Source organism: Candidatus Competibacteraceae bacterium, from assembly GCA_016699715.1.
Classification (GTDB): Bacteria; Pseudomonadota; Gammaproteobacteria; order Competibacterales; family Competibacteraceae; genus Competibacter.
In genome coordinates this window covers 979303-990552 of the sequence record CP065007.1, presented here as the reverse complement: position 1 = coordinate 990552, position 11250 = coordinate 979303, and the positions used below count along the sequence as shown (strand labels likewise).

The following is an 11250-nucleotide window of genomic DNA, read 5'->3' as shown; positions in this document are numbered from 1 at the left end:
ACGGCGGCACGCTCAAGGCAGCTCGCGCACCAGGCGAAAGCCCAGAAAGTAATCCCGGAAATCGGGATCGCTGCGATGCCGTTCGGCCGAACGCACGTTGCGCGGCTCGTCGTTCCAGGAACCGCCGCGCACCACGAATGGGCGGCCCGCCGCCGGCCCCTCGCAACTCTGAACAGGTGCCTGGGAATCCTCGCTATAGAGCGAACAGGTCCATTCCAGCACGTTGCCGGCCATGTCGTGCAGGCCGAAATCGTTGTTCCGGTAACTTCCGACCGGCGCTGTATAGATCTCGCCATCATGACACTTCATGATCGTCCAGCCGACAAAAATCCGCTTGCCGTCCAAATCAGCGGCGTTGGCGTAGGTACAGCCCTGGTCGGGATCATCGCCCCAGTAGCGGCTGGTTTTCGTTCCGGCCCGCGCCGCGTACTCCCACTCCGCCTCCGTGGGCAAGCGGTAGCGCCGGCCGGTTTGCTGGGACAGCCACTCGGCGTAGGCCGCGGCATCCCGCCAGCTCACATTGAGCACCGGGCGCCGGCCGCGCCCCCAACCCTGATCGGGAGGCAACGAACGCCCCGTCGCCGTCGCGAAGCGGTCGTATTCGTGAAACATCACTTCGTATTTGCCGATGGCGAAGGATTTCGCAATCCGTACCGAATGCAACGGCTCGTCACTGTAGCGACCTTTTTCGTTGGTCGGGGAACCCATTAAAAATCCGCCAGCCGGGATGACGGTCATTTCCGGACCCTGCGAACCGTCGTTCAGCCGATCCCGGATCAACGGGTTGTTCGGGCTCAACCGAGCTAGCGCGGTCTCGGCTTCGGCCCGGTGACCGCATGCCGACGTGCAGCGGTCCAGATAGGCCCAATACGATTCGCGGGTGTTGGCACGCCGGGCAGTGGCGAAAGCGTCGGCATCCAGACCTCGAGCCTGATCCATCGCTTCGGCTTCCTCCAACCTCCGGGTCAGCTCCACCAGTTCGGGCGGGGGCGGCCGCAAGGACTCAAGCTTTTTGAACCACTTGCGAGCTTCACCCAGTTCCGAGCGATCCAGGCTAGCCCGTGCCCGCGCCATCCAAACCAGCACCACTTGCCGCCGCCCGTCCGCAATGAACGGATCGTCCGGCGCCAGTTTCGCCAGGGCGTCCAGTTGGGCCAGCGCTTGATCGCTCTGCCCACTGCCGCCTTTCTGATCCAGACCTTGAGTCAGCGATTCGAATTTTGCCTTGAGTTCACCAACTTGCTGCTGGATCTCCAAGTCCAGGATAGCCTGTCGCGCCTGCTTCTCGTAGCCGCAGCGTGGACAGCGTTGCAGGTAAAGCCGGTAAGCCAGCAGCGTGTTCACTCGTTTGGCGGCTTCGAAAGCGCGCAGATCGACCGTGCTTTCCATCTCGTGCAAGGAAGCAGCCTGGTCCTCGGCCGGTAGCGTTGCCACTCCTTGATCGGCTTCGCCGGTAGCGACCGAAGGGTGCTGGCCAGACTCAAGCACCTGCTCTTGCCGCGTGGCCAGCCAGAAAATCGCGGCGGCGGCGGCCAAGCTCAAACCCATCATCAGCATCCAACGAGGTTTCAGGATCGAATGCAGTCCTTGGCGCGTCGCCACCGTCGGCCGTTGCGCCGCATCCAGCGCGCTGATGAACGCGCCGGCCTCGGTCGGGCACAACTCGCTGGGATAGGCCAAACCCCGCCGCAGGACGCGCCAGGCATCATCCATCAATCCTGGCGGACGCGGCACTATGTTGGGCGAATCCCCTTGGGCCTCGTAGGCGCTTCGCCCGGCCAGGGCTTGGTAAACCAGCAATGCCAGGGCGTACACGTCGCGGCGGAAGGCGATATTGGCGGCGACCGATTCCACCACGCCTTCGGCGGTCGCCTCCCTCGCCGAGCCGCCGGTGTTGAACAGGACGCTGCGTGGCTCTCGCGGTTCGGTCGCCAACCCGAACCCCAACAGTTTGATTTCCTCCTGGTCACTGGAAAACACCATGTCCGCGTCCAAATGCTGGTGGGGCAGTCGATGTTCCCGCCGGGCGTAATCCAGTGCGGCCGCTACCGGGCTGAGCCATTGCAGCACCGTTTCCCAAGGTAAGCCGTTTTGATCCTGCTCTCGCAGTAATTGGCCGAACGTGCGCCCCTGCCGGTGATCGATATACTCCATCTCGGCGAACGCCCAACCATCGGCGCCGTGCCGCCAGCCTTCAATACCGGCGATATTGGGATGCGCGAGCTTCGCGGCCTGCTCCACTCGGGCCTTGACCTTGGTCAGATAGGCACGCAGGCCGACCAGATCCGCTCGCAACGCCCGTTCGTCGCGCCCGGGCTCGCGCGGGCCAGACAGAAAGCCCGCCGGCAGAAAAAGCTTGATGGCGCGAAAATCGCCGCCCGCGCCATTGCCGCTTTTGGAATCCGGAATAACGATGCGCACCAGCCATATCCGTTTGCGGCCGCTGAGATCGTGCAACAGACGGACCCGCCGCTCGGCGGGTCCAATCGCCATTCCAGTGTCCAGCGCTTCCAGTTCCTGCTCCCGCCAGAGTGGCGGTACCTGCGGATCGGGCTCGGCACCGATCATCAACCCGCCCACCGTAGACTGAACGCCATCGACGCAACCCTCCGAAACCGCTTCCCGCAATAAGGTCTCCTGACGGCGCGCCAGTTCGGTCTCGTCCAACCGACCGGTGGCATACTCTGCCGCAAGTTCTTCAAGACGCATTTCGAGATTCATAACACACTGATTCGCCATGTAATTCTGAAGATGTGTTTGAATTGGCGACTATAAACTGCATTATTGTCTAGTTTAGCAGAATGCTGAAACCAGCTGAGGCCACTCTCGAAGAGATTCCATGGGGTTCCGTCGCGCGGGGATTTAACATACCTGTAGCGATGCCCTTATCCATGACCAGCCCTGCCTATAGATGAGCACCCACACCGATCCTACCATCACGAACCCAGCCAACGCCGCCGAGCGATTGTTACCGGACAATGTAACTTTCAGAGGACTCGATTCCGAGGATCTTCCGGGGGAAACAGCCCTCCAGGACGATGCTTCGTTGGAAATCGCCGTGCGCTCGCTGCTTTCGCCGACCGGCCACGGTCGTCGCGAAAATCAGGATAATTTTCTAACCGTGGACAGCTTGGGCCAAGCCCGCTTGCTGTGGCACGAACAGGAAACCCGGCTGCGGCTGGCCGACTGGCCAGCCGGACACCGACGGCTCGCCGTACTCGACGGCATGGGCGGTCACAGCCACGGCCGGGAGGCCGCCGAAAAAGTCATCGAAGGGTTGCTTGGCTTACCAGCCGCCGCCGATCTTGTCCAGCTTTCCGAGGCCCTTAACGCCCTGCACCAGCAGCTTTATCAGGAATTCCACACGGCGGGGCTGGAAACCGGCTGCACCTTGGTGCTGCTGGAAATCCCCCCTCAAGGTTCCGCCATGCTGTTTCACGTCGGCGACTCGCGGCTGTACGCCATCGACGAGCATCGGGTCCAGTGTTTGACCGTGGATCACGTCCCGGCCACTCACCTGGCGATGCTTGGTCTGCTGAATAGCGCCCAGTGGTTCCAGCAGGTCCACATTCAAACCAGCTCCCAAATCAGTCAGGCGTTCATTCTCGGCAGTACCCTAGGCGTGCCGCACCTTTACGCGGAAACTATCGACGCCGAGCTGTACGAGTTGCATGAAGGTAATTTGCCTCTTTTTCTGCAAGGCCTGGGCGACCGTCGCATCCTGACGCTGGAACCGGGCTGGGTTTACCTGATCGCCAGCGACGGTCTCTGGCACTTGAGCAGCCCGCAGGCTTTCATTCAGCGTTGGCCGGTGCTACTGGCGCAACCGCAACGCCCTTTGGAGGAACTGATGGACGAGTTGCTCGAGGTCCTGGCCGAAACCATCCACCAGCAGCACAGCCTGCCCGACGATAACTGCACGGTTATCCTGGTCCGCAAACCCCTCCAGACCAACTGTCCGCCAAATCAATCCTGAGCTACCGCATGGAGGACCCGCGCTTGAAGATCCGGCATCTCCTGTTCTTGTTACTGGCCCTGTCGGCGATCGCCTTCATGCAACCGCTGGTCTTTTTTCTGGGCGGGCTCACCCTGTTGCTGGGTGTGGGAGCCTTGATTTATCGGGATCTGTCGCCGGCCGGTCAGGATGCCGTGGAACGCCGGGTACTTGGCTGGCTGCGGCGGACTCGCGCCGGTTCGCCGGCGGAAAACAGCTCGCCGGCGCTCTCCGTCCGGCACTTGTCGGCCGCTTTGTCCGAAGCCGGCATACCCACCGAACGGGTCCGCCGCGCTCGAACCAAAGCCGCTCGCACCGACCCAGCGGCAGCTATCCCGCCGCGAACATTCGACCCGACCGATGACCCACCAGCCATTTGATTTTCAAGGTCAGGGAAACTGATCGGATCGCCGGTCCCGCTAAAACAAGAGCGCCGAACATTGCGGCAATGCCCGGCACCCGTCGATCTCGGTGAAAAGCCTCAGATCAATGCCCGAGCCTGCGCCATCCCACGCAAAATCGTATAAATCTCGTCTTTAAGATGCAGCCTTTGCTTTTTGAGGTCTTCCGTGTAGAAATCCGAGGGTGTCTCGATCTGCAGCTCGATACGTTCCACTTCACCGTTGACTACATGATATTCGTCGTATAGCTCGGCGAACCTGGGATCGGCGGCTTTCAACTCGGCGATGCGATCCTTGTATTCGGGGAATTCGTGGAACAGATCGTGGCTCTCTCCAAACATCGGGTTGTCCTCCTGATCATGGTTTTATTGTGGACAGATGAACGTTTGATGAAAGTTGAGTATAAAAGCATCATACGCCATTCGTCAGCACTCGAAACGCGGGGAGGTTCATGCGCCGCGCGCGATCACGGCGGCAATGATCGCACCGAATTCACCCCGCCATCGCCGATAGCCCGAAGCGACCCGTAAACCAGTTGTTCGCCAGATATTCAAATACATCGAGAGATCCATCCCATGAAGCATAAACCCGCCGGGTTGATTCTGTTGTTATTTGCCGCATCCCTGTGCCTGACCGGCGCCGGTCTGAGCGGCTGCAACACCGTCAAGGGGGCCGGTCAGGATCTGAAGTCCGCCGGGCAAGCCATCGAACGCAAGGCCGAGCAGAAAAAGTCTTACTGAGCCAGCCGCGCGCTCAACCCGGTGATCTGGACTCCAAATCCTGGCTGCCCTCGATCGGGGGCAGCGGGGTGATTCATCACGCCCGCCACCAATGACTGGAGCGGCGTTGCTACCGCGCGGTACCAATGCCGCTCCACGAACATCAATCCCCCTCGTGGCAGAAGTTGATCAGGCCCAGAGTCGATGCATCGTGCCCGGCCGCCGGCCGCTCGCCCTTCAACTCCGGCAGGATGGCGTTGGCTAGTTGCTTGCCCAGCTCCACGCCCCATTGATCAAAGGAATTGATGTTCCAGATTGCTCCCTGGGTAAACACCTTATGCTCGTACAGCGCCAGCAGCGCCCCCAGTACCTGGGGGGTTAGGCGCTGGTAGAACAGGCTGGTGCTCGGCCGATTGCCGGGGAAAACCTTATAGGGCAGCAACTGCTCCAGCGCCTCGCCGCTCAGTCCCTGTTTTTCCAGTTCGGCGCGGGCCTGCGCCTCGGTCTTGCCCACCATCAGCGCCTCGGCCTGTGCCAGGCAGTTGGCCAGCAGGATCGGATGATGGTCGCCGATGGGATTTGGGCTGTGCGCGGGGGCGAGAAAATCCGCCGGCACCAGATGCGTACCCTGGTGCAGCAGTTGGTAGAACGCATGCTGACCGTTGTTCCCCAAGCCACCCCATAGAATCGGTCCGGTCTTGACCTGAACCGCCTGACCGTCCCGGTCGATGGACTTGCCGTTGCTCTCCATGTCCAGTTGTTGCAGATAGTCGGGCAGCGAGCGCAGATAATCGTCGTAAACCAGCGTCACCTGGCTGTCGGCGCCGAAAAAGTCGATGTACCAGACCCCCAGCAACGCCAGGATCATCGGCAGATTTTCCTCCGGCGGCGCGGTGCGGAAGTGCTCGTCCATCTCGTGCGCGCCTTCCAGCAGCTCCGTGAAATGCTCCACACCGAGATACACCATGATCGGCAGGCCGATAGCCGACCACAGCGAATAGCGCCCGCCGACCCAGTCCCAGAACTCGAACATGTTGGCGGTATCGATGCCGAACTTGCCCACCCCGGCGGCGTTGGTGGACACCGCCACGAAGTGCTTGGCCACCGCCGACTCCTCGCCCAGTTCCTTGATCAACCAGGCACGGGCGGTGTGCGCGTTGGTCATGGTCTCCTGGGTGGTGAAGGTCTTGGACGCGACGATGAACAGCGTGCTTTCCGGATCGCACTCGGCCAGTACGTGGCTGATGTGCGCGCCGTCCACGTTGGAGACGAAGTGCATCCGCAAGGTCGGGTCGCCGTAGGGCTCCAGCGCCTGGCAAATCATCTTCGGCCCGAGATCGGAACCGCCAATACCGATGTTGACCACATCGCGGATGCGCTTGCCGGTGTGGCCGCGCCACTTGCCGCGCCGGACCTGCTCGGAGAACTTGCGCATGTGCTCCAGCACCTCGTTCACGCCCGGCATCACGTCCTGCCCATTGACGAGGATCGGGCGGTTGCCGCGGTTGCGCAGGGCGGCGTGCAGCACGGAGCGACGTTCGGTGTGGTTGATCATCTCACCGTTGAACATCCGCTCGACCCAGGCGGGCACCCCGGCCTGGCGGGCCAGCTCAGCCAGCAGGCGCACGGTTTCCCCGGTGATGCGGTGCTTGGAAAAATCAACCAGCAGATCGCCGAACCGTCGGGAAAATTTGGCGAAACGCCCCGGGTCGGCGGCGAACAAATCACGCAGATGCAGGTCGGCGATAGCGGCATGATGGACTTTCAGTTCTTGCCAGACCGGCAGATTGCTGGGAACGGACATGGACAGCTTCCTTCATGTTAAGTGCTGACGAAACCGGATGAAGAGCCAGGCCGGGCGCCGGCCGGTGACGCGCGCCGCCGCGGGCGGGACTCCTGGCTTACTATAGTTTCCGCCAGAGTGACTGTCGAATTGCGCGGCTCCGACACGATTCCACGGATGCATCGGGCGAACCCAACACAGCGTTTCGCCACCCATCGCGAGGAGGTTAATTCGGCCGCGACGGGCGAACTTTTCCCATCGCATCCGAAGGAAGCGACTCTCATGCCCACCTCCTCCGACCCAGTGCTTTCTCTGGCGCACAAGGCTTGGCGCAGCTCATCCGAGGAGCTGGCGCGCGGACCCATCGACAGGCGGCGACATTCGATGTCGGTTTCCCCTCAGCCCCGTTTTCGCCCATACACCGTCGCCAGATAAATCCCCAGCGCGATCAAGCCGATGCCAGCGGCGTGAAAGGCGTACAGCCGCTCGCCCAGAAAGATCATCGACAGCACCGCGCCGAAGGCCGGCATCAGGTGCAGGAACTGCCCGGTACGGTTGGCGCCCAGTTCCGCCACCGCCCGGTTCCAGAAGATATAGGCGAGAATCGAGGGGAACAGCGCCAGATAGGCAATGCTGGCCACGGCCGCGGCATTCACGGCGACAAAGCGCTCGTGCGCCAGATCCCAGCCGTACAGCGGCGTCAGAATGAGCACCCCGATCACCATGGTCGCGGCCTGGAAATTCAGCGGCTTGAGTGCCGCCGGCCGCCAGCGCAGGCAGACCGAGTACAATGCCCAACTGGCCACCGCCGCCAGAATCCACAAATCGCCGGCATTGACCCGCCACGCCAGTAGCGCCCGAAGGTCGCCGCGCGCGACGATCACCAGCACACCGGTCAACGACACCAGAATCCCCAGCGCCTGCCAGCCGGTCACGGTCTGACGCAGCAGCAGAAATGACAGCGCCACGATCAACACCGGCGTCACCGACAGCATGATGACGGCGTTGGTGGCGGTGGTGAACTGGAGGCCAAGGTAGACGAAGGTGTTGAAGTTGACCACGCCGAGCACACTGAGCAGCAGCAGAACCGGCCCGTGGCGGCGCAACAGCGGCCCCTGCTCGCGCAGCGAGGTCCAGACGAACGGTAGCAGGATCGCCAGCGCCACCGCCCAGCGCCAGAACGACAGGGTGAACGGCGAGAACACGGTATGCACCGCCCGGCCCAGCACGAAATTGCCGGACCAGAACAGCGTGGTCAGCACCAGGAGCAGATAAGGCGAAGGATGCCAGGCGATCAATGACTTAAACATGGTGGACGTATTATGGTTGTTCTTGCTCGCGAATTGGCGGGCGATCGCGCCGGACGGCGATGCATGATTCGGGGGTCATTGTGCGTTCGCGGCGGTTATTTTAATTTTGCCGGGCCGATTCGGTTCAGCTCCACCCCATTCGAACCGGCAACCCAAATCATACGCAACTTTCGGATGTATCGATGTCCCAACTCATGCAACACGCACAGCCTCCATGGACCCCGGCAAGCTGGCGGAACCAGCCGGCGGCGCAACTGCCGGATTACGACGATCCTCCGGCGCTGGCCGAGGTCGAGGAACGGCTGGCGCACTCGCTGCCGCTGGTGTTCGCCGGTGAAATCGAAACCCTGCGCCAGCAACTGGCCGAAGTGGCCGCTGGTCGGGCCTTTCTGCTGCAAGGCGGCGACTGCGCCGAGAGCTTCGCCGACTTCCACGACCGCGCCATCACCGACACCTTTCGGGTGCTGCTGCAAATGGCGGTGGTTCTGACCTTCGCCGCCGCCTGTCCGGTGGTCAAGGTCGGACGGATGGCGGGCCAGTTCGCCAAGCCGCGCAGCGCCCCCACCGAAACCCGCGGCGGGGTCAGCCTGCCCAGCTACCGGGGCGACATCGTCAACGGTCTCGATTTCACCCCCGAAGCGCGCCGGCCCGACCCGCGCCGGCAACTGCGCGCCTACTCGCAATCGGCGGCAACCCTGAACCTGCTGCGGGCGCTGGCGCAGGGCGGCTTCGCCGACCTGCACCGGGTCCAGCAATGGAATCTGGATTTCCTGCGCGCCAGCCCCCAGGGCGCCCGCTACCGCGATCTCGCCGGCCGCATCAGCGAAACGCTGGCGTTCATACGTGCCTGTGGCCTGGACGCCGCCACCGACCCGCAGGTACGGCAGGTGCAGTTCTATACCTCGCATGAAGCGCTGCTGCTGGGCTACGAGCAGGCGCTGACCCGGCGCGAACCGCTGACCGGAGAATGGTACGACGGTTCGGCGCATTTACCGTGGATCGGTGAGCGCACCCGCCAACTGAACGGCGCCCACGTCGAATTCGCCCGCGGCATCGCCAACCCGCTGGGTCTCAAGCTGGGTCCGAGCACCGACCCCGATACCCTGTTGCGCCTGCTGGATGTGCTGAACCCCGACGACCGGCCGGGCCGGCTGACTCTGATCAGCCGCATGGGCGCCGACCGGATCGACACCGCCCTGCCACCGTTGATTCGCGCGGTCCAGCGCGAAGGGCGGCAAGTGATCTGGTCCTGCGATCCGATGCACGGCAACACCCTGGAGGCCAGCACCGGCTATAAAACCCGGCCCTTTGCCCGCATTCTCGACGAAGTACGGTGCTTTTTCACCATCCACCGCGCCGAGGGTAGCTATCCCGGTGGGATGCATTTCGAACTGACCGGCCAGGATGTCACCGAATGTCTGGGCGGCGCCCAGGCCATCACCGAACAGGGTCTGGCCGACCGCTATCACACCCAATGCGACCCGCGCCTGAATGCTTCGCAGAGTCTGGAACTGGCGTTCCTGATTGCTGAAATGCTGAAGGATTACCGACAAGCCACCCTGAAGGATGAACACGATGAGTGAGCTTCCCCGCCTGCTGCTGGTGATGCAGACCGCCGACGGCGGTGCCGGCCGCTGTGGCCGCAAGCTGCGCGAGCGCGGCTACCAAACCGATTATTGCTACCCGCAATCCGGCCAGCCGCTGCCGACCGGCATGGATGGCTATGCTGGAGCGATGGTGTTCGGTGGACCGATGAGTGTCAACGACGACGGCAAGCTGCCCGGCATTCGAGCGCAATTGGACTGGATTCCCACCGCACTGGCGTCCGGCCGCCCGTTTCTGGGCATTTGCCTGGGCGCGCAACTGCTGGCGCGGGCGCTGGGGGCAGCGGTCAAACCGCATCCGGCCGGACTGGCGGAAATCGGCTATTTCCCGATACAACCCACCGCCGCCGGTCAAGCCGTGTTCGAATCCCCGCTGCATGTCTATCACTGGCACCACGAAGGTTTCGAGCTGCCGGCCGGCGCCGAACTGCTGGCCGCCGGCGACCGCTTCCCGCACCAGGCCTACCGCTACGGAACCCACACCTTCGGGGTGCAGTTTCACCCGGAGGTGAACCGGAAAATTCTGGAGGTGTGGCTGGTGGAAGGAGCGAAGGAACTCGCCGCGCCCGGCGCGCAATCGGCTAGCGAACAGCGCGGCCACCACGCCCGCCACGACGCGGCGCTGGATCGCTGGTGCGATGACTTTCTGGACGGATGGCTGCGAACCGGCGGCACGGCGGAGTAGCGTAGAGAAAACCCGTCGTTCCGCATCTCCCTAAACTTATACCGTTTCTCGATAGGTTTTAGCTTCCCACGCGCCTGCTGGGATTGCGCTACGCTTCATCCTGGCCCACCAGTTAAAAAGTCAAAATCTACCGGGAATTGGTATTACCCCACGAGGATTCAGCCATGCCGCTCAAGAATTCGGCCGCCCAGTACGGCACGGTGACCCGCTTCCTGCATTGGGCGGTGTTCCTGCTGTTCGTCTGGCAGTACCTCAGCGCCAACATCATGACCCGCCTCGGCCGGGACAGCGCGTTGCTCGGCCTGAATCCGAACGACTATTACAATTGGCATAAATCCATCGGTCTGGTGCTGCTGGCGCTGGCGCTGGCGCGATGGATCTGGCGCAAGACCACGCCCCTGCCCGACTGGGCGCCGACCCTGTCGCCGGCCGAGCGGGCGATCTCCCACCGCAACGAAACGCTGCTGTATGGCTGCATGTTCCTGCTGCCGGTCAGCGGCTACCTGTTCGTGATGGCCGGCGGCTACGGGATCAAGCTATTCGGCGTTTACCCCTTGCCCGATCCCATCGGCAAGCAGGCGTGGCTCGCGATGCCGGCGCGGCTGCTTCACATCCTCGCCGGCTACGCCACGGTGGTCTTCATCGCCTGGCATGTCGGCCTTGGCCTCAAGCATCACATGTTCGACCGCGACCGTTTTCTGTACCGGATGCTGCCGTTCAGGCGGCAATGACCGGAGAGCCGCTGGGTATATAA

At 62.6% G+C, this 11250-nt stretch carries 10 protein-coding genes; 6 read left to right on the top strand and 4 right to left on the bottom strand.

Annotated elements, in window-relative coordinates:
• Positions 1-12: 12 nt before the first annotated feature.
• Positions 13-2709: an SUMF1/EgtB/PvdO family nonheme iron enzyme gene (locus IPM89_04470; GenBank protein ID QQS55081.1), complete on the bottom strand. Its 2697-nt coding sequence runs from the start codon at positions 2707-2709 to the stop codon at positions 13-15.
• Between the two features lie 202 nt (positions 2710-2911).
• On the opposite strand from IPM89_04470, the gene IPM89_04465 reads away from it, so the two are divergent.
• Both IPM89_04465 and IPM89_04460 read left to right on the top strand, forming a co-directional pair.
• Complete coding sequence (locus IPM89_04465; protein QQS55080.1) at positions 2912-3976, top strand: SpoIIE family protein phosphatase; 1065 nt, start codon at positions 2912-2914, stop codon at positions 3974-3976.
• Between the two features lie 23 nt (positions 3977-3999).
• Positions 4000-4374, top strand: a complete 375-nt coding sequence (locus IPM89_04460) for a hypothetical protein (protein QQS55079.1) — start codon at positions 4000-4002, stop codon at positions 4372-4374.
• A gap of 101 nt (positions 4375-4475) precedes the next feature.
• On the opposite strand, the gene IPM89_04455 is transcribed toward IPM89_04460, so the two are convergent.
• Positions 4476-4736, bottom strand: coding sequence for a YdcH family protein (locus tag IPM89_04455; protein ID QQS55078.1), 261 nt, complete (start codon positions 4734-4736; stop codon positions 4476-4478).
• A gap of 234 nt (positions 4737-4970) precedes the next feature.
• On the opposite strand from IPM89_04455, the gene IPM89_04450 reads away from it, so the two are divergent.
• Positions 4971-5135, top strand: coding sequence for an entericidin A/B family lipoprotein (locus tag IPM89_04450; GenBank protein ID QQS55077.1), 165 nt, complete (start codon positions 4971-4973; stop codon positions 5133-5135).
• Positions 5136-5277: 142 nt separating this feature from the next.
• Here the strand turns inward: IPM89_04450 and pgi are convergent, their stop codons facing one another.
• Together pgi and IPM89_04440 are read right to left on the bottom strand one after the other, a co-directional pair.
• The gene (gene pgi / locus IPM89_04445) at positions 5278-6918 is read right to left on the bottom strand and encodes a glucose-6-phosphate isomerase (protein ID QQS55076.1); all 1641 of its coding nucleotides are present in this window, start codon (positions 6916-6918) and stop codon (positions 5278-5280) included.
• Between the two features lie 377 nt (positions 6919-7295).
• Positions 7296-8207 carry a DMT family transporter gene (locus IPM89_04440; GenBank protein ID QQS55075.1) on the bottom strand — a complete coding sequence of 304 codons (912 nt, stop codon included), beginning with the start codon at positions 8205-8207 and terminating at the stop codon, positions 7296-7298.
• A gap of 194 nt (positions 8208-8401) precedes the next feature.
• Here IPM89_04440 and IPM89_04435 point away from each other — a divergent pair, with 194 nt between their 5' ends.
• The 3 genes from IPM89_04435 (at position 8402) to IPM89_04425 (ending at position 11227) form a co-directional block, all read left to right on the top strand.
• Positions 8402-9790 carry a 3-deoxy-7-phosphoheptulonate synthase class II gene (locus IPM89_04435; protein QQS55789.1) on the top strand — a complete coding sequence of 463 codons (1389 nt, stop codon included), beginning with the start codon at positions 8402-8404 and terminating at the stop codon, positions 9788-9790.
• 22 nt (positions 9791-9812) lie between these two features.
• On the top strand, positions 9813-10496 hold the full coding sequence (locus IPM89_04430) for a glutamine amidotransferase (GenBank protein QQS55788.1): 684 nt from the start codon (positions 9813-9815) through the stop codon (positions 10494-10496).
• A 164-nt stretch (positions 10497-10660) separates the two neighbouring features.
• On the top strand, positions 10661-11227 hold the full coding sequence (locus tag IPM89_04425; GenBank protein QQS55074.1) for a cytochrome b: 567 nt from the start codon (positions 10661-10663) through the stop codon (positions 11225-11227).
• The last annotated feature ends 23 nt before the right edge of the window (positions 11228-11250 follow it).